The sequence below is a fragment of the Ruegeria lacuscaerulensis genome (assembly GCF_013034685.1).
Taxonomy (GTDB): domain Bacteria; phylum Pseudomonadota; class Alphaproteobacteria; order Rhodobacterales; family Rhodobacteraceae; genus Ruegeria; species Ruegeria lacuscaerulensis_B.
The window spans coordinates 118,632-140,646 of record NZ_WQGO01000002.1; the positions used below are offsets into that span (position 1 = coordinate 118,632).

Annotated in this window: 24 protein-coding genes; 11 read left to right on the plus strand and 13 right to left on the minus strand. The window is 59.4% G+C overall.

Going from position 1 to position 22,015, the window contains the following annotated elements:
• The first annotated feature begins 11 nt into the window (after positions 1-11).
• On the plus strand, positions 12-308 hold the full coding sequence (locus GOV80_RS04895) for an HNH endonuclease (protein WP_170783087.1): 297 nt from the start codon (positions 12-14) through the stop codon (positions 306-308).
• Here GOV80_RS04895 and GOV80_RS04900 read toward each other — a convergent pair whose 3' ends face one another.
• From GOV80_RS04900 to GOV80_RS04910, 3 genes are read right to left on the minus strand one after another with little or no spacing between them, the layout of a single operon-like run.
• Positions 309-1,046: a VOC family protein gene (locus tag GOV80_RS04900; protein ID WP_170783088.1), complete on the minus strand. Its 738-nt coding sequence runs from the start codon at positions 1,044-1,046 to the stop codon at positions 309-311.
• A complete protein-coding gene (locus GOV80_RS04905; protein ID WP_170783089.1) occupies positions 1,043-1,651 on the minus strand; it encodes an enoyl-CoA hydratase-related protein in 609 nt (202 codons plus the stop codon). The genes GOV80_RS04900 and GOV80_RS04905 overlap by 4 nt, the downstream gene beginning before the upstream one ends.
• Positions 1,648-2,391 carry an SDR family oxidoreductase gene (locus tag GOV80_RS04910; RefSeq protein WP_170774826.1) on the minus strand — a complete coding sequence of 248 codons (744 nt, stop codon included), beginning with the start codon at positions 2,389-2,391 and terminating at the stop codon, positions 1,648-1,650. The genes GOV80_RS04905 and GOV80_RS04910 overlap by 4 nt, the downstream gene beginning before the upstream one ends.
• Positions 2,392-2,531: 140 nt before the next feature.
• Between GOV80_RS04910 and GOV80_RS04915 the strand changes: the two genes are divergently transcribed.
• The 5 genes from GOV80_RS04915 (at position 2,532) to lpxK (ending at position 8,594) form a co-directional block, all read left to right on the plus strand.
• Positions 2,532-4,055: a DUF2125 domain-containing protein gene (locus tag GOV80_RS04915; RefSeq protein WP_170783090.1), complete on the plus strand. Its 1,524-nt coding sequence runs from the start codon at positions 2,532-2,534 to the stop codon at positions 4,053-4,055.
• Between the two features lie 188 nt (positions 4,056-4,243).
• Positions 4,244-5,590: a TldD/PmbA family protein gene (locus tag GOV80_RS04920; RefSeq protein WP_170783091.1), complete on the plus strand. Its 1,347-nt coding sequence runs from the start codon at positions 4,244-4,246 to the stop codon at positions 5,588-5,590.
• On the plus strand, positions 5,577-6,377 hold the full coding sequence (locus GOV80_RS04925; RefSeq protein ID WP_170774832.1) for an inositol monophosphatase family protein: 801 nt from the start codon (positions 5,577-5,579) through the stop codon (positions 6,375-6,377). The genes GOV80_RS04920 and GOV80_RS04925 overlap by 14 nt, the downstream gene beginning before the upstream one ends.
• Positions 6,374-7,609 carry a 3-deoxy-D-manno-octulosonic acid transferase gene (locus GOV80_RS04930; RefSeq protein WP_170783092.1) on the plus strand — a complete coding sequence of 412 codons (1,236 nt, stop codon included), beginning with the start codon at positions 6,374-6,376 and terminating at the stop codon, positions 7,607-7,609. Before GOV80_RS04925 ends, GOV80_RS04930 begins: the two co-directional genes overlap by 4 nt.
• Entirely contained in the window at positions 7,596-8,594 is a 999-nt protein-coding gene (gene lpxK / locus GOV80_RS04935) for a tetraacyldisaccharide 4'-kinase (protein ID WP_170783093.1), read from the plus strand. Before GOV80_RS04930 ends, lpxK begins: the two co-directional genes overlap by 14 nt.
• Before the next feature lie 38 nt (positions 8,595-8,632).
• On the opposite strand, the gene GOV80_RS04940 is transcribed toward lpxK, so the two are convergent.
• Positions 8,633-9,289: a DsbA family protein gene (locus tag GOV80_RS04940; protein WP_170783094.1), complete on the minus strand. Its 657-nt coding sequence runs from the start codon at positions 9,287-9,289 to the stop codon at positions 8,633-8,635.
• Positions 9,290-9,303: 14 nt separating this feature from the next.
• Positions 9,304-9,810, minus strand: a complete 507-nt coding sequence (locus GOV80_RS04945) for a DUF721 domain-containing protein (protein ID WP_170774840.1) — start codon at positions 9,808-9,810, stop codon at positions 9,304-9,306.
• Between the two features lie 81 nt (positions 9,811-9,891).
• Here GOV80_RS04945 and mutY point away from each other — a divergent pair, with 81 nt between their 5' ends.
• Entirely contained in the window at positions 9,892-10,947 is a 1,056-nt protein-coding gene (gene mutY, locus GOV80_RS04950) for an A/G-specific adenine glycosylase (protein ID WP_170783095.1), read from the plus strand.
• Positions 10,948-11,004: 57 nt separating this feature from the next.
• Positions 11,005-12,141, plus strand: a complete 1,137-nt coding sequence (locus GOV80_RS04955) for an alkane 1-monooxygenase (protein ID WP_170783096.1) — start codon at positions 11,005-11,007, stop codon at positions 12,139-12,141.
• 60 nt (positions 12,142-12,201) lie between these two features.
• On the opposite strand, the gene GOV80_RS04960 is transcribed toward GOV80_RS04955, so the two are convergent.
• From GOV80_RS04960 to GOV80_RS04975, 4 genes are all read right to left on the minus strand, one after another.
• Positions 12,202-13,602 carry an adenylate/guanylate cyclase domain-containing protein gene (locus tag GOV80_RS04960; protein WP_170774845.1) on the minus strand — a complete coding sequence of 467 codons (1,401 nt, stop codon included), beginning with the start codon at positions 13,600-13,602 and terminating at the stop codon, positions 12,202-12,204.
• Between the two features lie 138 nt (positions 13,603-13,740).
• Complete coding sequence (locus GOV80_RS04965) at positions 13,741-14,844, minus strand: site-specific DNA-methyltransferase (RefSeq protein WP_170783097.1); 1,104 nt, start codon at positions 14,842-14,844, stop codon at positions 13,741-13,743.
• A gap of 107 nt (positions 14,845-14,951) precedes the next feature.
• Complete coding sequence (locus tag GOV80_RS04970; RefSeq protein WP_170783098.1) at positions 14,952-15,569, minus strand: ribonuclease HII; 618 nt, start codon at positions 15,567-15,569, stop codon at positions 14,952-14,954.
• 109 nt (positions 15,570-15,678) lie between these two features.
• Positions 15,679-16,128 carry a hypothetical protein gene (locus tag GOV80_RS04975; protein WP_170774851.1) on the minus strand — a complete coding sequence of 150 codons (450 nt, stop codon included), beginning with the start codon at positions 16,126-16,128 and terminating at the stop codon, positions 15,679-15,681.
• Between the two features lie 178 nt (positions 16,129-16,306).
• Here GOV80_RS04975 and GOV80_RS04980 point away from each other — a divergent pair, with 178 nt between their 5' ends.
• The 3 genes from GOV80_RS04980 to GOV80_RS04990 all read left to right on the plus strand — a co-directional run bounded on the left by GOV80_RS04980 (position 16,307) and on the right by GOV80_RS04990 (position 18,945).
• Complete coding sequence (locus tag GOV80_RS04980) at positions 16,307-16,594, plus strand: hypothetical protein (protein ID WP_170774853.1); 288 nt, start codon at positions 16,307-16,309, stop codon at positions 16,592-16,594.
• On the plus strand, positions 16,566-17,267 hold the full coding sequence (locus GOV80_RS04985; RefSeq protein ID WP_170774855.1) for a winged helix-turn-helix domain-containing protein: 702 nt from the start codon (positions 16,566-16,568) through the stop codon (positions 17,265-17,267). Before GOV80_RS04980 ends, GOV80_RS04985 begins: the two co-directional genes overlap by 29 nt.
• A gap of 106 nt (positions 17,268-17,373) precedes the next feature.
• Positions 17,374-18,945, plus strand: a complete 1,572-nt coding sequence (locus GOV80_RS04990; protein WP_170783099.1) for a DUF427 domain-containing protein — start codon at positions 17,374-17,376, stop codon at positions 18,943-18,945.
• Positions 18,946-18,956: 11 nt separating this feature from the next.
• Here the strand turns inward: GOV80_RS04990 and GOV80_RS04995 are convergent, their stop codons facing one another.
• From GOV80_RS04995 to GOV80_RS05010, 4 genes are all read right to left on the minus strand, one after another.
• A complete protein-coding gene (locus GOV80_RS04995) occupies positions 18,957-19,748 on the minus strand; it encodes a DUF1217 domain-containing protein (RefSeq protein ID WP_170783100.1) in 792 nt (263 codons plus the stop codon).
• Positions 19,745-20,146, minus strand: a complete 402-nt coding sequence (flbT, locus tag GOV80_RS05000) for a flagellar biosynthesis repressor FlbT (protein WP_170783101.1) — start codon at positions 20,144-20,146, stop codon at positions 19,745-19,747. Before flbT ends, GOV80_RS04995 begins: the two co-directional genes overlap by 4 nt.
• A complete protein-coding gene (gene flaF / locus GOV80_RS05005) occupies positions 20,146-20,520 on the minus strand; it encodes a flagellar biosynthesis regulator FlaF (RefSeq protein ID WP_170774863.1) in 375 nt (124 codons plus the stop codon). The genes flbT and flaF overlap by 1 nt, the downstream gene beginning before the upstream one ends.
• Before the next feature lie 77 nt (positions 20,521-20,597).
• On the minus strand, positions 20,598-21,845 hold the full coding sequence (locus GOV80_RS05010) for a flagellin (protein ID WP_170774865.1): 1,248 nt from the start codon (positions 21,843-21,845) through the stop codon (positions 20,598-20,600).
• Positions 21,846-22,015 lie beyond the last annotated feature (170 nt).

Consider the following 22,015-nt stretch of genomic DNA (forward strand, 5'->3'; position numbering starts at 1 on the left):
CAGTCTGCCCCATGCCCGACCGCGACCCCATCTGCCCGCTATGTGACCGCCCCATTCCTGACGGGGGCGGAAGCCTGCACCATCTGATCCCAAAACTCAAAGGGGGCAAGGGCGGGCCCACGGTTTTACTGCACGTGATCTGCCACAAAGAGGTCCACGCCACATTGTCCGAAGCCGAACTGGCCCGCAATTTCAACACGGTCGAGGCCCTGCGTACACACCCTCGAATTGAGAAATTCCTGAACTGGGTGCGCAAACGCCCGCCCGGCTTTCGCTCAAAAGTTCCAGGCAAGCGGCGCGGACGGTGATCAGCCCGGCCAGACGCGATCCCCGAACGCATCGTGGATAGGGGCTTGCAGCCCTTCGATCTCGATCCCGCGACAATCCGGCGAGGGTGCGAATTGTGCACCTGCCACGTTCTGAAATTCCAAGGTCGTGTAGGGACGTTTCCACAGCCATTCCCGGTTCGCCACGGCCCACGGATCGGCATCCGGGGGCGTATCGTCGGTGAAGGCATAGAAATGCAGATCGAACCCATACTGGGCAACATCCTGCATCGACAAAAGGCGCATGCCCTGCGCGCGGCAGAACCTGTCCTCGGCCCCGATATCGCCTGTGCGCAGGGTGATCTGACCGATCCGGGCCTGCGCAAAAGGATCACTGGGGTCCGCCGCGTTGTCCGAGCGGTTGCCCTCAAAATCATGTTGCAGCAGTTCGATGACAAACCCCTCGGGGTCGGTCAGGTGGCACATATAGCCGATGTCCAGAAACTGCCGAGGGGTCGAGACCTCAACCCCCTGTCGCCGCAGATAGGCCGCTGCCAGATCGACGTCGGGAAGGGTAATGCCAATCTTCCAATAGCGCTGGCCTTGGTCGTGGCTATAGCCCCCACCCCCGGGCATCAGCAGCAGATCAGCATCTTCGCCCGCATATCCCAGACGCAGGCTCGCCCCCTGTTCTTGCGCGTGCATACCCAAAAGCCCGCCGTAGAACTCTGACAGGCGTTCAGGGTCCGCGACCCGAAGACGGATGGCAGATAATCTCATGGGCAAAGCTCGGCAATTCCAGCCGCGATTTTCGGATCGGCGCTCAGGCTGTCTAACACCAGATCCTGTGCCGTCTGAATCAATGCGTCAGGTTCAACCACACGATCGACCAGACCGAAGGCAAAGGCTTCATCCGCTGCGATCTTTTGCCCGGCCATCAGGATCATCTTGGTCCGGGATGGCCCGATCAGCGCTGCCATACGACCCGGATCAGACGGTTGAGGCAAAAACCCCAGCTTCATGACCGGGTAGAAAAACTTGGCCGTGGGCACGGCAATGCGGATGTCACAGGCCAGAACCATCCCGTTGGCCCCGCCCGCCAGCGTCCCGTTCAGGGCCGCCACGGTCAGGCATGGCAGCGCTGCAATGGCTCCGGACAGACGTTCCCACAAATCCGAGGTTGCCAGCCCTGCCCGCGCCTCATCCAGATCGGCACCAGCGCTGAACACCTTGCCAGCACCGGTCAGGATCAAGGCGCGTGCCTCTGTCGCGGCTTCGGCTATTTCACAAAGTTCGGTCAGCATTGCCCCGGTCAGCGCATTGGCCTTTCCGGGGTTGTTCAGCGTAACGGTCCAAAGCCCGTCCGCCTTACTTAACTCAATCACGTCAGACCTACCCGTTGTCGAATGTCCTCGCGGCGTAGCGATATCTCATCACCCAGAAACTCATCGGCGTCCTTGGTGCACATCCATAGCAACGCGCGCGCGGGCCAATCGGCGGGGATGTGATCGCTCCACTCCAACTGGCTGACGGCGTTGATGCCGCTGGCCTTGATCACGCGCTGCATATCCGTGGCCACAGTACCCGGAGATAGCCCCATCGCGCGGATGCCGTGAATAGATTCCTCAAGATGCAAACACTCGGTCAGCATCTTCGCCCCGGCCTTGGAGGCGCAATAGTGGCTCCACGCCTCAATCGCGTTCGAGGCCGCGCCGGACGAGATGGTGATCACCGTCCCCCCACCGGCTGCCCGCATAATCGGCAACGCGGCGCGCATCCCGTAGAAAACGCCCTTGAGGTTAATATCGATCGCCTTACCCCAAGCCTCGACATCGGCATTCGACAGATGAAAGATCGGATCAATCACACCCGCATTGCCGATCAGCACGTCCAGCCCGCCAAAGCGGTCCACGCAATCGGCCACGGCCTGTTCGACCTGCGCAAAATCGCTGACGTCACATTGCAACGCAATCGCATTCTCCCCCAGCGAAGCCGCCAGAGCATCGATCTGGTCCCTGTTGCGCGCAACAAGGGCGACATTCGCCCCGGCCGCGGCAAAAACGCGCCCTGCTTCGGCCCCGATGCCGCGACTGGCCCCAGTTATCAGTACGGTTTTTCCTTGCATGTGGACCCTGTACCTCCGTTGTTTTGAGATTGTGTAAACCTCTACCCCGCTAACGGGGAAAGGGTCCAGCCCTTGCCCCTTGACGCCCGACGCCACAGGCACGACGATGCCCGCAAAATTGATCAAGAAGGGTTCTTGTAATGTCCGTTTTCCTTCGCCGCAGCAGCGGCGCTGTTTTGGCCTATGCCGTCATTTCCCAAGGCGCGTTTGCCGATGTTACTGCACAGGATGTGTGGAACGACTGGCAAAGCTATCTGTCCCAGATGGGCTACACGGTCGAGGCGCAGCAATCAGCCAATGGCAATGTACTTAGCATCACGGACATGAACCTGAACATGGTTCTGCCCGAAGAGGACAGCAGCTTTAAAATGCAGGTCCCGCAGATGACGCTGACCGAAAACGGTGATGGAACCGTCAGCATTTCCCTGCCCGAAACTCTGCCGATGACTGTCTCGGGTGAGGGTGAGGGCGAGGCGTTCTCGGCCAAGATCCTGTATACCCACAAAGGTCTGAACATGGTCGTGTCGGGCAGCCCGGATGAGATGACCTATGACTATAGCGCCGACACATTGGGGATCACGCTGGACGAGATAACGGCCAATGGTGAAACTCTGCCCAGCGACGTTTTGGGTGTGGCCGTACAGCTTGCCGATCTGGCGGGCAGTTCGCGCATGAAGATCGGTGAAAACCGCGATATAGACCAGACCTTCACCGCCAGCGCACTCAGCTATGATCTGGCCTTCGACGACCCTGAAAACGACGATACCGGCAAGATCGGCGGCAAGTTGGAACAGCTTGCGTTTGAAGGCACCAACGTTATCCCGTCGAATTTCGATGTCTCGGACCCTCTGGCCTTTTACCAAAATGGTTTCGAATTCTCGGGGCTGTTTACCTATGCCTCCGGCAAAACGGCCATCGCGGGCACCTCGGACGGAGAAAGCTTTGACATGAGCAGTTCCTCTGAGGGGGGGCGGTTCGGGGCCAGCTTTGACGCGCAGCGTCTGGCCTATGATCTGGAGCAGAACAGCACCAAACTGGCAGTGACCACGGCAGACCTGCCTTTCCCGATCGAGATTGCGATGGCCAATGCCGGGCTGAAATTCGAATTCCCGGTGCAGAAATCCGAAGAAATTCAACCGTTCGGCTTCGCCTTCAACCTGACCGATTTCACCATGTCGGACGTATTGTGGAGCATCTTTGACCCCGCAGGTGCGCTGCCGCGTGATCCGGCCACCATTGCTTTGGATACGGCGGGCACTGCAAAAATCCTGACCGATTTCTTCGACCCCGAAGCAGTCGAGTCGCTGGCCTTGTCCGAAGACGCGCCGGGTGAGTTGCATTCGCTGAAGATCAACGAGCTGCTGGTGTCTCTGGTCGGGGCGAAACTGACCGGTGAGGGCGATTTCACCTTCGACAACACCAATACGCAAGAACTGGGCGGCCTGCCCACACCCGTCGGCAGCACCACGCTACAACTGGTCGGGGCCAATAAGTTGATCGACACGCTGATCAGCATGGGATTGGTTGCGGAAAGCGATGCTCTGGGCGCGCGGATGATGATGGGTCTCATGGCCGTTCCCGGCGAAGAACCCGATACGCTGAATTCCAAGATCGAATTCACCGAGGATGGCCAAATTCTGGCCAATGGTCAGCGCATCAAGTGACCTGCACTGTCAGAGGGTGGTCATCACCTGCCCTCTGACGTCCTTTCCGGTTCGAATACGGTGACGATTTTCCATTGCCCTGAAATGCGCCCGGCGTTCACGCAACTTCGTTGTGCCCAATGGCATTGGGGGCCTTGCGGGATGCCCGGTCCGGGGCTAGGTCCAATACAACCACACCCGGAGGCCTCATGACCCGCGCACTCGAAGAAATCAGCCAGAACCTGCTGGATGCGGCCCGCAAAGCGGGGGCCGAGGCTGCCGATGCCATTGTATTGGACGGCTCCTCCGTGTCGGTCGAGGTGCGCGCCGGGGCGTTGGAACACGCCGAACGGTCGGAAGGTACCGATCTTGGATTACGTGTGTTTCTGGGCAAGCGGCAGGCGATCGTATCCAGCTCGGACAGCCGCCCCGAGACCCTGACGGCAATGGCCGAACGTGCCGTCGCCATGGCAGGCGAAGCCCCCGAAGACCCCTTTACCGGCCTCGCCGACCCAGACCAGCTTGCCAAAACCTGGGACATGCAGGCGCTGGAGCTGTTTGATCCCACCCCCGAACCCACGGCCGAAGCCCTGTTGCAGGACGCATTGGCCGCCGAGGCTGCGGCGCTGGCTGTTGACGGGGTGTCTCAGGTCTCGGATGCGGCGGCGGCCTATGGGACGCACCGGGTGCATTTGGCAGCCAGCAATGGATTTTCCGGCGGTTATACTCGGTCCAGCCGGTCAACATCCTGCGTGGCGATCTCGGGCGAAGGCACCGGGATGGAGCGGGACTATGATGGTGACAGCCGCACCTTTCAGACCGATCTGCGCGCACCCGACGAGATCGGCCGCACCGCCGGGGAGCGTGCGGTTCAGCAAGTGGGCGCACGGAAACCAACCACCGGCACCTTTCCGGTTCTGTTTGACGAGCGCATCTCATCCTCGCTGATCGGGCATTTGCTAGGGGCCAGCAACGGCGCAGCCATTGCGCGCGGCGCATCCTGGCTGTCGGATTGTCTCGGCGAACAGGTTCTGCCCAAGCATATATCCCTGATCGAAGACCCGCATCGCCCGCGCATTGCCGGATCCCGCCCGTTTGACGCCGAAGGCCTGCCAACCCGACGCCGGGCGATTGTCGAAAACGGCGTTCTGACCGGGTGGACCTTGGATCTGGCCAGTGCGCGCAAGTTGGACATGACCTCGACGGGTAACGCTGCTCGCGGGGTCTCGGGGCCCCCGTCTCCCAGCAACTGGAACCTGAGCCTGACGCAGGGTGATCAAAGCAGGGCTGACCTGCTGCGCGATATGGGAACCGGGCTTTTGGCGACGTCGATGATCGGGTCAACCATCAACCCCAATACAGGCGACTATTCCCGCGGCGCATCAGGCTTTTGGGTCGAAAATGGCGAGATCACCTATCCAGTCAATGAATGCACCATTGCGGGCAATCTGCGCGACATGTTGAAACGGATCGTTCCGGCCAATGACGCTCGCCCCTATCTGTCGCGCGTGGTGCCGTCGTTGCTGATCGAAGGGATGACACTTGCCGGCAACTGACCTGCCCCTGCTGATCGACGCCGCATTGGAGGCCGGAAAGATCGCTACCCGCTATTCGGGCACCACGGCCCAGCGCTGGGACAAACCCGGCGGCGCGGGCCCGGTGACCGAAGCCGATCTGGCGGTGAACGCGATGCTGGAGCAGAAGCTGCCTGCTGCCCGGCCCGGCTATGGCTGGCTCAGCGAAGAGACCGAGGATTCCCAAGCGCGGCTTACAAAAGACCGGGTGTTCATCATCGACCCGATCGACGGCACGCGCAGCTTTGCCGAAGGCTCGCGGACCTGGGCGCATTCGCTAGCCGTTACAGAAGGCCAAGAAGTTACGGCAGCTGTTATATACTTACCCCGCCGCGACCTGCTTTTTGCGGCAGCCAAAGGGCAGGGAGCAACGCTAAACGGCACCGCAATACGCGTGTCTGGCATCGACGATCTGAACAGCGCTGAAGTTCTGGCAGCCAGACCAAATATGGACGCCAGCCATTGGCGCAATGGCACAATTCCCGGCTTTCAGCGCAACTACCGCCCTTCGCTGGCTTATCGCATGGCTACGGTTGCGCAAGGGCGGTTCGACGGGATGCTGACGCTGCGCCCAAGCTGGGAATGGGATATCGCCGCCGGTGATCTGATCATCCGCGAAGCGGGCGGAGTGTGTTCCGACCGAATGGGCGGGCCGCTGCGCTTCAACAACCCGCATCCCCGCCTAAATGGGGTCGTCGCTGCAGGGGCCGCCTTGCACAGCCGTATAACCAACATGCTGGAGCCGGAAAGCACCGGGCCCTGGTCATGACCAAGACGCGCTCGATGAGCTTGACGGCCTATCGCGTCCTGTCTTGGGGGGTGTCCAGCGCAGGAGACACCGCCTACGCCCCACGCCCCGGGGGTGAATTGATCTGGATACATATCGGCGCACGGGATCGGCAGCGGGCAGTGGTTGATTTTTGTCAACGCCTGCAACAGGTCCGACCCGATCTGTCGATCCTGTTGACGGCCCCGCCGGATGCAGACCTGTCTCGCTGGCCGTCGGGCGACTTTCCCCTGATCAACCTGCCATCCGAACAGACCGGCGCCGCGCGCGCCTTTCTAGAGCATTGGCGCCCAGATATCGGCCTTTGGATTGGCGGCGGGCTGATGCCCAACCTGATCACGCGGGCGCAGGAAAGGGGCATCCCTCTGATCCTTGCCGAAGCCGCCTATCACTTCAACATCGCACCGGGTGGACGCTGGCTGCCAGACCTGACCCGACTGACCTTCGACAGTTTCACCTCCATCCTAACCACGAATAACGAAGCCGCCCGGCAAATCCGCCGGCTGGGTATCTCGTCCTCGAAAGTGGGCACAGCTCCGCCCCTTCTGGTCAGCCCCAACCCCCGCCCCTGGCCTGAGGATGAGTTAATCGAGATGACGCATGCCCTGTCTGGTCGCCCCGTGTGGCTGGCTTCCTGGGTGCAGGACAAGGAATTCATCTCGGTTCTCAGCGCCCATAGGCAAGCGACCCGAATGCTGCCCAGGCTGGCCCTTGTGCTGCATGTCGCGGATATCTACGAGGCAGCCCCGCTGCACCGACGGCTTGAGGCGATGGACCTGCGCTGCGTCAACTGGGATGAAGGCGGAACAATCGAGGACAACACGCAGGTGATCCTGTCCTCGGATGCCGAAGCTTTGGGTCTCTGGCAGCGCGTTTCGGCCGTGACCTTCATCGGCAGCACGCTGGAGCGGGGGTCAGGCGGGCAGGATCCGTTGATTGCGACTGCCCTGGGCTCGGCGGTTATTCACGGCCAGTTTGTACATCAACACCAACAGATATACGATCAACTTGACTGGGTGGGTGCCGCAAGAGTGGTCAGAAGTGCAACCGAACTGGGCGACGCTGTTGTGGAAAGCCTGGCCCCGGACCGCGCCGCCGATATGGCGCTGGCCGGATGGCAGGTCGTGACCGAGGGCGCACCGCAGGCGGACCGCCTGATCGAATTGGTGCAGGACACATTGGATCAGCGGGGATCAGATCATGCAGGCACCTGATTTCTGGCATACCGCACCCGACCGATTGGCAATCCCGGCACGACTGCTGTCTCCGATTGGGCGACTTTACGCGGCCGCAACCGCCCGGCGCGTTGCGGCCCAGCCGGGTCTAACACCCGGTGTGCCGGTGATCTGCATTGGCAACCTGAATGCGGGCGGCACCGGGAAAACCCCCACCGTGATCTGGATGATCGAACAGTTGCGCGATGCGTGGCATCAGACCCATGTGGTGACACGCGGCCATGGCGGATCGCTGGACGGGCCGGTGCGTGTTGATCCGGCCAAGCATTCCGCAGCCGAGGTCGGGGACGAGCCGCTGTTGCTGGCCGCCTTTGCCGATGTCTGGGTGGCAAAGGACCGCGCCGCCGGGGCCAAAGCCGCCGCCGAGGCCGGAGCGACGGTGATCGTGCTGGATGACGGGTTTCAAAACCCCTCGGTCGCCAAGGATTTCTCGGTCATCGTGGTGGATGCCCAGCGCGGGTTCGGCAACGGGTTGTGCCTGCCTGCCGGACCGTTGCGCGAACCGGTCGATGTGGGCCTGAAACGTGCCGATCTCGTCCTGTCACTAGGGGATGCCGCCGCGCAGACCGAATTCACCAATAGATGGGGGCTGAAGCTGACCGTTCCCCACGCCACGGGTGTGGTCGAGGCGCTGCAAACCGGGATGGACTGGGCCGACACGCCGGTTCTGGCCTTTGCCGGGATCGGCCACCCGGAGAAGTTCTTTGCAACCCTGCGCCAGCAAGGCGCAACCCTGTTGCGGGCCGAAGCACTGGACGATCACCAGCCACTGACCCCGGCGTTGATGACCCGGTTGGAAAATGAGGCGCGCCTGCTCGGTGCACAGATGGTCACGACCGAGAAAGACGCCGTCCGCCTGCCCGCGGCGTTCCGCAGCAAGGTCATCACCCTACCCGTTCGCCTAAAGGTCGCGGACAGCGACAGGGTCAAACAAATGCTCTTGCAAGTTGCCCCATCGCCCTAAAAATCGACCAGCCCAAAAGGGCCGGTCGCCATACAGGCTTAGCTGCCCAGCTCGTCTTCGATCAGCTTCTTGAACGCGTCATAGGACTGGTTCTCGACTGCTTTGCCGTTCACGATAAACGACGGAGTGGCCTGAATGCCGTCACGCTCGGCGTTTTCCTGGTACCAGGCCACCAGGGTGCGGGCACGGTCGCCATCCTGAAGACAGGCCTCAAGCTGGTCATTGTCGATCCCGGCCAGACGCCCGATCTTGCGCAGCTCATCCACGATCTCAGCCGGGCCACCCGCGCGGGTCCATTCGGACTGGCCTTCATAGATCAGATCCGAGATGCCAAAGAACTTGTCAGGACCGGCACAACGCGCCACCATCGACGCCCACAGGCCGTAGCGGTCGAAATACACCTCGCGGTAGACAAACTTGACCTTGCCAGTGTCGATGAAATCCTTCTTGAGCTGCTTGTACGGCCCTTTGTGGAAATTCGCACAATGCGGACAAGTGTACGAGGCATATTCGATGATCTCGACCGGCGCGTCCTCGGCCCCCAGGGTCATCTCGACGATGGTCGAGGTGTCCAGCTCGGCCTCTTGCGCCTCGGCGCTGCCGATCAACGAAAATGATGCGTTCGGTGACGACAGCAAAAAGCTGCCTGCGGCAATGGCGACGGCCGCGCAAATTCCGGTTGCAATACGGCTCATGTATCAGCCCTTTCTCAGCGTTTTTGTTTGGATAGAACGTTACGACCCAGACGTTCAAGGGCTGCACGCAGGTCGCCATCATGGACGTCTTGCGCTGCCCGGTCCGCCTCGGCCGCGATTTCCGGTTTCAGTGTGGGTTTCACCACTTTCGGTTTGTGATCGAAACTGGCCTGCCCCTCGGCAAATCCTGTCGGAGCGGTCTGGGTGATGCGCACCCGGCTGATGGCGTTATAGCCATAAACCGCGTTCACCTTGCCCCGCAGTTGTTCCTTTTGCATCTCAAGCATCGGTGCCTGCGGGCCAGTGGTCAGCACGGTTAGCGTCGCCCCCATGCCGCCTTTGCCATAGCCCACGTTCACAGGGCGCGCGATGGCAGCCATGTCCTGCCCCACGATCTCGGCCCAATGGGTCAACAGGCGCGACACGGCAAAGCCCCGGCTTTCACCGGCGCGTCTGATCTGGTCGTTCAGCAATGTCGCGGTGCGTTTGAACCCGCGGGTCGAAGAACGTCTGCGCTGCATCTGGTTTCCAACTCCTGCACTACTATTGTAGAGGGCAGGACACCGGGCGCCAGCGAAACCCGACAGGGAGATGATTAAAAATTGCGTGACACAGGCGAATTTGACGTCAGCAGCGAATTGCTGGACTGGTACGACCGCCACGCCCGCAAGATGCCGTGGCGCGTCAGCCCCGTTGACCGCGCCGCCGGAGTGCGGCCTGACCCCTATCGTGTCTGGCTATCCGAGGTAATGCTGCAACAGACCACCGTGGCCGCCGTGCGAGACTATTTCATGCGGTTCACAACGCGCTGGCCCACGGTGCAGGCGCTCGCCGCCGCCCCAGATGATCAGGTCATGGGCGAATGGGCCGGGCTGGGCTACTACGCCCGCGCTCGCAACCTGCTGAAATGCGCGCGAGCGGTGGCTGAAGATCACGACGGCATCTTCCCAGACACCTATGACACGTTGCTGGACTTGCCCGGCATCGGCCCTTATACCGCCGCCGCAATCTCGGCCATCGCCTTTGACCGCCCCGAAACCGTGCTGGATGGGAATGTCGAACGCGTCATGGCCCGGCTCTACAACATTCACGACCCGCTGCCCGGCTCGAAACCTGCGCTAAAGAACAAAGCCGCAACGCTGACACCTGACGTACGACCCGGAGACTACGCGCAGGCTGTCATGGATCTGGGGGCCACGATCTGCACGCCCAAATCACCTACCTGCGGGATTTGCCCGCTGCGCGATCCCTGCCTGTCGCGCAAGGCCGGAACGCAGGCTGACCTGCCGCGCAAAACGCCCAAAAAACCAAAGCCCACGCGCTATGGCCATGTCTATATCGCCCAGCGTAACGATGGCGCGCTGCTGCTTGAGCGTCGCCCGGACAAAGGCCTGCTGGGTGGGATGTTGGGCTGGCCCGGATCAGATTGGTCGGATGCGCCAGCCGAGACACCGCCCTTCCCGGCGGATTGGCAGGCACTGCCCGGCGAGGTGCGCCACACCTTCACCCATTTCCACCTGATTCTGCGCATCTGGACCGCCCCCCTGCCGGGAGATCTAGCCCCGAATGACCTGATCATCATGGACAAACACACGTTCCGACCCAAAGTTCTTCCAACTGTGATGCGCAAGGCGCTTGACCTCTGGCTCGGGCAGTAACAGGTTTTTCAAAAAGGCCTCTGGAGCATCCCAGAAGCGGTCATTCGGAGTTGGCGCATGATTTCATCCGACACCCTGTCCCGCTGGCAATCAGCGCTGCCCTTCTGGGTATCCTTCATGCTGATTCCCATAATCTGGATATCGGCCACCCTTGGTGGCTGGTGGGTTCTTCTTGTGCCTATTTTCACCTGGTGGGCCTTTGCCATACTTGACCTGCTGACCGGGCTGGAGCTGAACAACGCGGACCCCGACACCCCCGACAAAGGCCTGCGCTGGTACATCCTGCTGACCAATATCTGGGTCCCGGTGCAGTTCATCACGCTGTTCGGTCTGATCTGGTTTGCCACCCACACTGATCACCTGTCCTTGGCGTCCAAGATCGGGTTGTTCTTCGGCATGGGTGTCATCTCTGGCACAATCGGGATCAACTACAGCCACGAACTGATGCATCAAAAAGGCCGGTTCGAGCGTTGGCTGGGCGATATTCTTCTGGCCATGGTCCTGTATTCGCATTTCCGGTCCGAGCATCTGCTGGTGCATCACCGCTATGTCGGCACCCCTCGAGACCCAGTGACCGCCCGCTATAATGAAGGGTTTCACCGCTTTTATCCCCGCGTCCTGCGGCAGTGCCTGACCTCAGCCTTCAAGGCCGAGCGCGACAAGCTGGCGCGGAAAGACCGCCCATGGACGGACGCTTCGAACCCCTTCTGGCGCTATTGGGTGTTGCAGGGCGGTATGGTGCTGCTGGCTCTTGGGGTCGGAGGGTGGTCCGGCGTCGCCCTGTTCCTGCTTCAGGCCGGTGTCGCGATCTGGCAGCTGGAGTTGGTCAACTATGTCGAACATTACGGCCTGACCCGCAAGCATCTGGGCGATGGGAAATACGAACACGTCAAGCCGCAGCATTCCTGGAATGCATCACAAAAAGCGTCAAACTGGCTGCTGATCAATCTGCAACGGCATTCGGACCACCACTATAAACCCAATCGCCGTTTTCCCCTTTTACAACACCATTCCGAAGACACCGCTCCGCAACTGCCCTACGGTTACCCTGTGATGACCGTCGCCGCCATGATCCCACCCGTTTGGCGGCGCGTCATGAATCCGCGCGTTCGCGCCTGGAGACGCCACTACTACCCCGAGGTCAGCAACTGGAAACCCTACAACAAATCGCAAAACCCGCTGCCTCGAGCGTGACCGCAGCGCGCGCCCGCGCGCTGCCCGGCCCAACGATCTGCCTTGCATCTATGATGCAATTCAGATCGGCGGAAGCGCCCGCATCACCCAGATATCCATGGGGTGCTCAACCCCGCGCACGGTCTGGCCCGGCAGCTTTTCAAACCCCTCTGTCAGGGTCGCGGCATTGTGTCCTTCCATTGTAAGCTGGCTGCAAACCTCGTCGCTCAATATCACCTGAGCCATTTTGACTCGGGTCAAAGCCTCGAGCTTGGCCGCCACATTGACCGCGTCTCCGATCACTGCAAATTCCAACCGGTTCGCGCCGATATCGCCCAAAACCACCGGCCCATAGTGCACTCCGATACCCACATGGATTTCCGGCTCACCCGCGCGGCGCCTGTCAGTATTCCATTGATTGATCACACGGGTCATGTCGCGCGCGCAGGCCACCGCATTGCTGGCATCCAAAGGCGTCGGCACCGGCGTGCCAAAGGTCGCCATCAACCCGTCGCCCAGATATTTGTCCAACGTGCCATGATGGCGAAACACTTCAGTTTCCATACGCGCATGAAACCCGCGCAGCACCTCGATCACTTCATAAGGATCACGACCCGCCGCGTATTTTGTAAAGCCCACGATATCAATAAACAGAACCGCAATACTCTCTTTTCGCACCTGCTTCAGCGGTTCGTCATTCTGGCTCAGCTCATCCACCACATTGGGCGAGAAATAGCGCGACAGGTTTGCCCGTTCCCGCTCAAGCCCGGCGTTTGTCATCAGCAAGCGATTCAGCCGCCTCATCGAAATGCCCAGCGTGACCGCGACCATGATAAAAACAACCACCTGCTGAATGCGTTGCGAGGGCATAAAACTGTTTGGGTCCATCAACTCAGCCACATCCGGGTACTCCGCTAATGCTTCGGCAACGCGCTCGCTGATACCAGGGATCGGCGTGGCGACCCACCATGCAATGATCCAGCCAACGGTCCACATCATCGCGGTCCAGGACCCGATCGCCACAACCGTCCGCCAAGAATAAGCCAATGTCCCGGCGGCCAGAATGATGAAGAAATACTGGAAGTTGTCGAACCGGTACTGCATCGCCAACGGGCGCACATCGTCACTGAATGGGTTCGGGACGATCATCCCCAGCGTCATGATTAGAAGGTCCACAAAGATCAGCAGCAACTCGGTCCGCGACTGCCCGACCTGCCCCGCCCGTCGGATCAACCAGCCATTGGCGCAGATCAGCAACAGGATGAAATGGTACCACAACACCTCCCAATGAGGGTTCAGGAATACCAGCAGAATGCCGGTCAACCCCATGGCGATCCAACGTGCGCGTACCGCCAGCTCCAGTCCTTCTCGCTTGTGTCTCTCTAGCGCGGCCTCGGTGTATTTGTTGTCCAAGTCGACCGGATCCGGGCGAGTGACGAAAAACCGGCTGAAGCGGGATTGACTGGCTGTGGTGTCCGACATGGCTGAGGCTCCCTCGGTGCGCGGCGGGCTTTGCAGAAGTCATATAGAAGTGAGAATGTGATGAAAACAAAAGACCCCGCCGAAGACCGGCGGGGCAAGGCTTAGTGCCTTGTGTCAGGCCACAGGCACCGGCGGTATTCAGTTGTGCATTTCAGCCCGGATTTGCTGACGCAGCACGTCGATCGGCACGGTCTTGCCGTCGCGCTTGAAGCACCAATAGGTCCAGCCGTTACAGGAAGGCGCGTTTTCCAAATGGGCCCCCACCTGATGGATCGAGCCTTTGACATTTTGCCCGACCAGCGTGCCATCGGCGCGCACCTTGGCCGTGTGACGCTGGTTCATGGAATAGAGCTCTTCCCCCGGACGCAGCATGCCGCGTTCGACCAACTGGCCGAACGGCACGCGCGGCTCGGCGCGTTTGCTGGCACTGACCTCCAGCGCCTCGCGGTCGAATTTGCGAACCTTGGCAATGCGCTTTTCGGCGACCTTGCGATAACTTTCTTCGCGTTCGATCCCGATGAACTCGCGGCCCAGCATCTTGGCGACAGCGCCGGTCGTGCCCGTACCAAAAAACGGGTCCAGCACCACATCGCCCGGATTGGTCGAACCGACCAGCACCCGATGCAGCAGCGATTCAGGCTTTTGCGTTGGATGCGCCTTATCGCCGTTTTCATCTTTCAGACGTTCATGCCCTGTGCAAATCGGCAGCACCCAGTCGCTGCGCATCTGTACGCCCTCATTCAGCGCCTTCAGCGCCTCGTAATTGAACGTGTATTTTGCACCTTCACGTTTGGACGCCCAAATCATCGTTTCATGCGCATTGGTGAACCGCTTGCCACGGAAGTTTGGCATCGGGTTCGATTTGCGCCAAACCACGTCGTTCAGAATCCAGTATCCCGCATCCTGAAGGGCCGAGCCAACCCGGAAGATGTTGTGATAAGAGCCAATAACCCAGATCGCCCCATTGGGCTTCAACAGACGATGCGCTGCTTTCAGCCATTCGCGAGTGAACTGGTCATAGGCACCGAAGCTGGAAAACTGATCCCAGTGATCATCAACCGCATCCACCTGAGAGTTATCCGGGCGGTGCAACTGGCCTTTCAGCTGCAAATTATACGGCGGGTCCGCAAAGATCAGGTCAACCGACGCCTCGGGCAGACTGTTCATCACATCGATGCAGTCCCCGGATAGAATCGTGTTTAAAGGGAGCGCTTTTGCGCCCTTTTTGGTGGTCGTAGTCATATCACTGCCTCAAGTGTCCACGGCGCTTTTGCGCTCATTTGGTTGAGACAAGGATGAGTCAAAGACGAATCGCCGTCAATTTCTTTTTTGAATCAGCAGCTTACGATTTACTCTTGATACAAGATATTGTGGACCGGTTTAAACGAACGTCTATGGTGTGGGGTCACACCAAGATTTCGCAGCGCTTCGCGATGCATTTTTGTCGGATAGCCCGCATTCGACTCCCACCCATAGCCGGGATGCTGTTGCGCCAAATCCACCATCACCTGATCGCGCCAGTTTTTCGCAAGGATCGAGGCCGCCGCAATCGACACCGACCGCGCATCGCCTTTGACAACCGCTTGCGCAGGGATGGTCAGCCCGCGCGGAATCATGTTCCCGTCGATCAGCAGAAAATCCGGCGGAGGGTTCAAAGCGGCCACCGCGCGCTCCATTGCCAGATGCGAAGCGCGCAAGATGTTGTGCTCGTCTATCTCGGCCACTGTCGCCTCAGCCACTGCGAAATCAGCCTGTTCGCGAATGGCCGCCTCCAAAGCCGCGCGACGTTTAGCTGTCAGCTTCTTAGAATCATTCAGTCCCTGAGGTATGTCGACCGGGTTCAGAATCACGGCTGCGGCAACAACAGGCCCGGCCAAGGGGCCCCGGCCCACCTCATCCACCCCGGCGATCCGAAGAAACCCGTCAGCCATGGCGGTCTGTTCAATATCGTAGGTTGGTGTCGTCATCCTTTTGGAAAATCCTGTTTCGGACCTTATCGCAACAAAAAAGAGAGGGCGGCTTGCGCCACCCCCTCCTGCGCGGCGCTTCTGCGACGCCGCTCCTGCTCGAAAACGGTTACTTGTAAACGACACGATAACCTTGCTGGCGCAGGCAGGCGGGTTCATAGGCCCGCTTGACCTTCTTGCCATTCCAGAAACCGACTTTGCACTCTCGCGGCAGGCTATTGGCATATTTGTAGTGTTTCTTGAGGCACCCGGTTCCAAGCAATTGATGACGGGGTGAATAGTGATCAAAGGTGCGCAGACATTTCTGCGGCAGGTCGTATTTCGCCAGATGGTGCGGGCGGGGACGCACCGGGTGATGGGGTTGGATATGCGTTTGGTGACGGCTGGCGCGTTTCTTGTCCTTTTCCTTGTTATAGTAGTGAACGCCCGCGCCGATAATGGCGATGGCGGCCAGACCGCCCAGAATATCCTTGGCATCCGCAGCCCGCGCCTGCGAGGCTGAAACACCCGTAACAGCGACGGCAGTTGCGATGATCAGGGCGATAAATTTCCGGTGCATGATGCGTGTCCTTTTGACCGTGTTGCGACGAACCCGGCTGGGCTCGTGAATTCGTTGGGTCAACACTGGGTTCACCGCCCTCCGACAAGCAATATCGGGACATTGTTATCGAATATCAGGGCACGCAAACCCCTTAGGATATTGAATATCAGGGCAACACATGCGCAGGATGCAGCCTATGAAACCTATCCTCTCTTCTCTGGCCTTCGCGGCCCTGATATCGCTCGGCACGGCGGCGTCTGCGGCGGATTGCTTTGCGGATTACAAAGCCAAGCAGGACAATCCATTGCGATTGCATTACGGCGTCATGCAGGTGTCGTCCTGCAACAAGGGTCAGGCGCAACAAGAGGTGTCCCAGCGGCTGCGCACCTCGGGCTGGACCCTGCTGAACGTGATGTCGGTTTTCGGACCGGAAGGGTTGGACAAGAGGAAGGCCGATGCCGGAAAATTCTATCTCCGTTACTGACGCGCGGCGATCCGGGGTACGGTTGGTCGGCGCTGGTATTGCCGCGATTGTCCTGATCTTGATCACTGCCGCCGTCTTCCTGTTCTGGTCCCTGCCCGACGCAAACGCGTTCAATGCCCGGGTCGAGCGGTTGTTCGTCGAAAGCGACCTGACCACACAGGCCGAGATCCGCCTGCTGGAAATTCTGGCGCAATCCGGCACTGCATTTGCCGACACCTTGTCCAGCTACCGTATGGTGATCTTCGTGCTGTTGGTCTTTGCCAGCGCGATGCTGGTCACTGCGTTGGTGTTTTTGGTGATGCTGGTCCTTCTGAACCGCCGCATGGCCCAGATCGAGCGTACCGGTATTCAGGTCACATCCCTGCTGATCAGCCGCGAGGAAAACACCGTCTACCTCAACAATATGGATTTCAAACTGACCCCCGCCGCGATGGAGACCCTGTCGGTTCTGGCGGAATCCCGTCTGGATGACGAAGTCCTGTCCGGTGCCCAGATCGAGGCGGTGATCTCGGGCAAGGACGCCGCCGATTGCGAAGAGGCCGCCGGGGCAACCCGGATCAAACGCCTGCGCGACGCGCTAGGCAATCAGATGGTCAGTGAGTTGCTGGTCAAGAATATCGCCAAACGGGGATATATGCTGTCGATCGAAAAAGACGTGATCCAGATGGTCTGACCCCGCCGCCGCGCACGCCGCATGTGCAAAAAACTGTGCGCGGTCCCTCTTGGCATTCCCGGTCCGAAGTCCCATCCTTATAGGACCCCGGACAGGGAGGTCGATGATGAACGTCCACACCACTCCGCATTCCACAGGCTATCGCATCTCGGTTGAACGACTAAAAGGTCGGATCGCCATCTATCGCGGCGACGTGCTGCTGGCTGAAAGTGCCAACGCCGTGGTGATGTATGAAACCCGCTTGCCTCCGACGATCTACATCCCCCGCGCAGATGTGTCTGTCGAATTGAGCGAAGAGACCGAATTGCAAACCTTCTGCCCGTTCAAGGGAACGGCAACCTATCATGACGTGGTCCTTGGGGATCAGCGCCTTGCGAACTCGGTCTGGGCGTATGAGGACGCGCTGCCCGAAAGCAAGGCCATTCAGGGCCATATCGGGTTCCTGCCCAACGCCTATGACCGGCTTGATCTGGGTGGCAATACGCTTGAACAACCCCAAGACGGCAATATCAGCGGCCCTTTGATTGACTGGCTGATGCGCGGCGCCTCGGAAATCGAAACCTCGGAAGCCTTTACCAAAGCGCTGTCCGAGAAGATGCTGGAGCACGGCATTGCCATTCAACGCCTCAGCATTCTGGTCTGGTCGCTGCATCCGCTGATCGCGGGCAAGCACTACATTTGGGAAAAGGGCGAGGATGAGATCTCGACCAATGTGCCAACCTATGAAATTCACGACCATCCGGCCTATATCAACAGCCCGTTGCGACATGTCTCGAACGGGTTGGGCGGAGTTCGCCAGCGGCTGAGTGACGACAACCCGTATAACAGTTTTCCCATTATCGAAGACCTGCGCGCCAAGGGTGCGACCGATTACGTCGCCATGCCCCTGCCATTTTCCGATGGTCGCACCAATGTTCTGACTCTGACCAGCGACCACCCGGATGGGTTCACGACCGAGAATCTAGGTCTTGTCTTTGAATGCTCGGCGGTGATTGCCCGGTTCTACGAGGTGTTCATGCAGCGCGAAAATGCGCAGGTTTTGTTGGAGACCTATGTGGGCAAGCGGTCCGGCGCGCGGGTTCTGGGTGGTGAAATTCGGCGCGGCGACGGGGATGAGATCGACGCCGCAATCATGTTCTGCGATCTGCGCAACTCGACCCGATTAGAGGAAAAACTGGGCCGCACCCGCTATATCAGCCTGTTAAATGGGTTTTTTGAAACCGTTTCGGGCATCGTGCATGACAATGGCGGCGAGGTTTTGAAATTTATCGGCGACGCTGTTTTGGCCGTGTTCCCCGCAGGTGAGAACTCGATCACGGCCCGTGCCAATGCGCAGCGCTCTGCGATCGGTATTGTTGAAAAGCTTGGTGAGTTTCGGGCCTCGGGATCCGATGCCCATTGCGATTGCTCGATCGGCGTCGCCTATGGGCGCGTGACCTATGGCAATGTCGGATCCCGCGAACGGCTTGATTTCACCGTAATCGGTCAGGCCGCCAACATCGCCGCGCGATTGGGGGAATATGGTAAGACCGTGGGTCACAGGATCGTCGTCTCGTCCGACATTGTCCCAGCCTGCGCCGACGCGCTGCCCCTTGGGGATGTCGCGCTCCATAATGTGTCTCAGCCGGTGCCATCCTTTGCGCTTAAAACAGCCGCTGATCACATATTGGACCGGTGAACGCCGAGACCCTAGCCGCCCAAAAGGATCAAAGCCGTTTGCGCGGGCGATATCGTATTTTGTAGTTGCGAGATCTGGCTGCGCGCCAGATACCTGTCCGTCAGTTCGGCTATGGCCCCGTCATCCGTGAACTGCGCCAGATCGTCCGAGCCCGTCAGGCGTGAGAGCCTGTCTTTGAACACGTTCAACTGTTTATCGATATCCAACTGGCCCAAACTGGACGGAAGTCCAAGCGCGGTTTCCATCATATTGCGCAGCGGTGGCAAACCCATCAACTCAAACCACTTGGTATCTGCACTGCCCTCCTGCGTCGCCAGATCTGCCAGGGCGTGCTGGGCAAAGAGCGAGATACGCATGGATTCGTCAGATTGACCCACCGCGACCTCAAATCGGAACACGACATTGTCCCGCGCAATGTCCTCCATGAATGTGACCAAGCCGGTTCTACGAATTTCCCCCGGACCAAGACCGAACGCTTCGGAAAACTCACGATACCGTTTGTCAGACAGCCGGTTTGACAAGGCGTCGTCCGCTGAAGTGCCGTCTGACAGCACCTTCTGGATGAAAAACCGATTGTTGATATCGTCCTCCAACCCAAAAGCGCCTAGTGCCACCTGCAGCAACCGTCGATCTGAAACCAAATCCTCGGCGGTCTGCACTTTGGAGATATTGTCCAGAAAATACCGCGTCTGGCGTTCATTGACCGCTGACGTTGCGAAACTGTCGAGTTGCGCGTCATAAGTACGCTGCAAAAACCGCCAGCCAACCAGACCGCCAGAAGGTATGACGGGCTGAAAGGTCATTGCTGATAGGCCATCAACCGCTCTTCCCGCGGCAACAACGTACGCAGGGACTTGAGGCATTTGTAGAATTGCTCAGCCAAAAGGGCTTCTGTGGCCTCAGCCAACACCTTTCGGCTATCGGCGTCAGTGAACACCTGGCTCAACTCCTCGACACGTCGCAGCAGTTGTTGGCGCGCCTGATCCGGCTCCATATCGCCCGACAGCACCAGCTGTACCGCATAACAAACGCGGCGGACGGGCGTGTTCACTTCATCCGGGTGAATAGCATCGCGCAAACGCAGGACATTGGCTTGCGGCGTCATAATTGAAAACCGGCTGCGACGGTCCCCGTTCTCGACAACCACGCCGTTGATCAGCACCCGTTCTTTCGGGGCAAGTTTCAGCACCAGCCCACCCATTAGGTTGCCCCCATCTGCCTGAGCCCGCGCAACACTGCCATATTGATCTCCAACAAGGGTTCAACCGTCGCCTTGTTGCCCAACACCTGACCGCTGTGCTGCTCGGTAAATTCCGCAAGGTAAAAAATCCGCGCGCGCAGATCATTGGGCAGCGCATTGTCGGAATCCGCGACGCCACTGGCCAAGACGTTCCACAACCGACGGTTTTCGTGCAACGCCTGAACAAAAGTTCCGAAATCGGATTTCTGACGAGCTGCTGCTGCCTTGAGGCGATGCGTAATCTTGGAAATCGCCTCGTATTCGGTGTCGCGCGGCGTGCGCGTCGGGGCGGCGGTTTGTACGTAGGCACGCTGTGCAAGAGTTTGCGGTATCACTTGAAATCCTTCCAATGGGCCGTCTTAGGGCGGTCAGAACCGGGGCGCGCTTCCACGCCCCGGCCAAGTTCCGAAGATTAACGGAACAGCGACAGGATCGACTGCGGCGCCTGATTGGCGATCGACAGCGACTGGGTGGCCAGCTGCTGCTGCACCTGAAGGGCTTGCAGACGGGCCGAGGTCTCTTCCATGTCGGCGTCTACCAGCGAGCCGATACCGGATTTGAACGAGTCCGCCAGGTTCGAGATGAACTCTTTCTGGGTCTCAATCCGGCCTTGCGACGAACCGAAGGCTGCTGAAGCATCAATCGCGGTGTCGATCAGCGATTCGATGGTTCCCAGCGCAGCCTGTGCGCCTGCATCCGTGGACACGTCTATCGAAGCCAAAGCACCCAGGCCACCCGCGTTCGCATTGGTGAACTGCGCCGAAACGGTCACGTCACGGTCCGCATCCGCGCCCGCTGTTGCGGTACCCGTTACAAAGGTCAGCGTGCCAGGAGATCCCGAGTCGTAGTCAATCGCGACGCCGGTAATGCCTAGGGAGTCGATCTGATTCTTCAGGCCAACTGCAACGATGGCATCCGTATAAGCCGCATCGTAAGTCCCCGAGGGGTCCAGATCAGCGTCTTGAACGGTGTAGGACGCAACCTTGTCGCCAATCGTGATTGACACTTTGTCGCCCGCCGCAAAGTTGTCGGTAGAGCTGTCGATCACGATATCTCCGGTGCCGCCGGACTTGTCCATCGTGAAACCCGCCGCATCGTTGTCAGAGGTCACATTGTCCGAACCCGCCAGAACACCCTTACTGGTATAGCCGCCGGTGGACAGGTTTTGCGACGCAACCGAAATCGACGATGCGGTCACATTCCCCGCAGAGTCGCGATCCAGAGACGCCAGGATCGAGGCTGTACCGGCCGAACCGTCAACCAGGTTCAGACCATTGAATTGTGCAGCGCTGACAACAGAAGAAATCTGATCTTTCAACGCAGTTACGTCATCGTTGATCTTGGCCCGATCCACGTTGTCTTCTTGCGCTGCGACGATCTTGCCCTTCATCTGGTTCAGAAGATCGGTCACGGTTTCCGAAGCATTCCGCGCCACAGCAACAGTCGATTCGCCCAAAGCTAGGCTGTCTTTAATCGCGTTGAATCCTTTGACGTCGGATTCCATAACTTTCGAGATCGCCCAAACCGCTGAATTGTCCTTGGCCGTGGCAACGTCTTTACCGGTCGAGATCGCGTTCTGGGTCATCGCCAGATTTTTGTTGACCGATTTCAGAGTCTGCAGCGCAACCATTGCGCCATTGTTGGTCAGAATGCTGGACATAGCTTCTTCCTTTTTACGTATGGGCCCTTTGCGCCCGTGCTAACCCCGCACCACTTGCGGGCTTTAACGTCTTTCTGATCTGTGCGATCCGCCGTCCGGCTGTTCGCGCCACTTGCTGTTTCAAGTGCCCGATCACCTTGGCCCCTGATCTCCTAACGGAGTGCTAAAGC

What these genes read in the sequence shown, in the direction of transcription:
- GOV80_RS04965 (WP_170783097.1), bottom strand. Translation starts at nt 14,844, where the DNA reads ATGACTACGACCACCAAAAAGGGCGCAAAAGCGCTCCCTTTAAACACG.
- GOV80_RS04955 (WP_170783096.1), top strand. Translation starts at nt 11,005, where the DNA reads ATGATTTCATCCGACACCCTGTCCCGCTGGCAATCAGCGCTGCCCTTC.
- GOV80_RS04900 (WP_170783088.1), bottom strand. Translation starts at nt 1,046, where the DNA reads ATGAGATTATCTGCCATCCGTCTTCGGGTCGCGGACCCTGAACGCCTG.
- GOV80_RS04975 (WP_170774851.1), bottom strand. Translation starts at nt 16,128, where the DNA reads ATGCACCGGAAATTTATCGCCCTGATCATCGCAACTGCCGTCGCTGTT.
- flbT (WP_170783101.1), bottom strand. Translation starts at nt 20,146, where the DNA reads ATGGGTGGGCTGGTGCTGAAACTTGCCCCGAAAGAACGGGTGCTGATC.
- GOV80_RS04990 (WP_170783099.1), top strand. Translation starts at nt 17,374, where the DNA reads ATGAACGTCCACACCACTCCGCATTCCACAGGCTATCGCATCTCGGTT.
- GOV80_RS04970 (WP_170783098.1), bottom strand. Translation starts at nt 15,569, where the DNA reads ATGACGACACCAACCTACGATATTGAACAGACCGCCATGGCTGACGGG.
- GOV80_RS04980 (WP_170774853.1), top strand. Translation starts at nt 16,307, where the DNA reads ATGAAACCTATCCTCTCTTCTCTGGCCTTCGCGGCCCTGATATCGCTC.
- GOV80_RS04960 (WP_170774845.1), bottom strand. Translation starts at nt 13,602, where the DNA reads ATGTCGGACACCACAGCCAGTCAATCCCGCTTCAGCCGGTTTTTCGTC.
- GOV80_RS04940 (WP_170783094.1), bottom strand. Translation starts at nt 9,289, where the DNA reads ATGAGCCGTATTGCAACCGGAATTTGCGCGGCCGTCGCCATTGCCGCA.
- GOV80_RS04895 (WP_170783087.1), top strand. Translation starts at nt 12, where the DNA reads ATGCCCGACCGCGACCCCATCTGCCCGCTATGTGACCGCCCCATTCCT.
- lpxK (WP_170783093.1), top strand. Translation starts at nt 7,596, where the DNA reads ATGCAGGCACCTGATTTCTGGCATACCGCACCCGACCGATTGGCAATC.
- GOV80_RS04920 (WP_170783091.1), top strand. Translation starts at nt 4,244, where the DNA reads ATGACCCGCGCACTCGAAGAAATCAGCCAGAACCTGCTGGATGCGGCC.
- GOV80_RS04910 (WP_170774826.1), bottom strand. Translation starts at nt 2,391, where the DNA reads ATGCAAGGAAAAACCGTACTGATAACTGGGGCCAGTCGCGGCATCGGG.
- GOV80_RS04945 (WP_170774840.1), bottom strand. Translation starts at nt 9,810, where the DNA reads ATGCAGCGCAGACGTTCTTCGACCCGCGGGTTCAAACGCACCGCGACA.
- GOV80_RS05010 (WP_170774865.1), bottom strand. Translation starts at nt 21,845, where the DNA reads ATGTCCAGCATTCTGACCAACAATGGCGCAATGGTTGCGCTGCAGACT.
- GOV80_RS04930 (WP_170783092.1), top strand. Translation starts at nt 6,374, where the DNA reads ATGACCAAGACGCGCTCGATGAGCTTGACGGCCTATCGCGTCCTGTCT.
- GOV80_RS04915 (WP_170783090.1), top strand. Translation starts at nt 2,532, where the DNA reads ATGTCCGTTTTCCTTCGCCGCAGCAGCGGCGCTGTTTTGGCCTATGCC.
- GOV80_RS04995 (WP_170783100.1), bottom strand. Translation starts at nt 19,748, where the DNA reads ATGACCTTTCAGCCCGTCATACCTTCTGGCGGTCTGGTTGGCTGGCGG.
- GOV80_RS04985 (WP_170774855.1), top strand. Translation starts at nt 16,566, where the DNA reads ATGCCGGAAAATTCTATCTCCGTTACTGACGCGCGGCGATCCGGGGTA.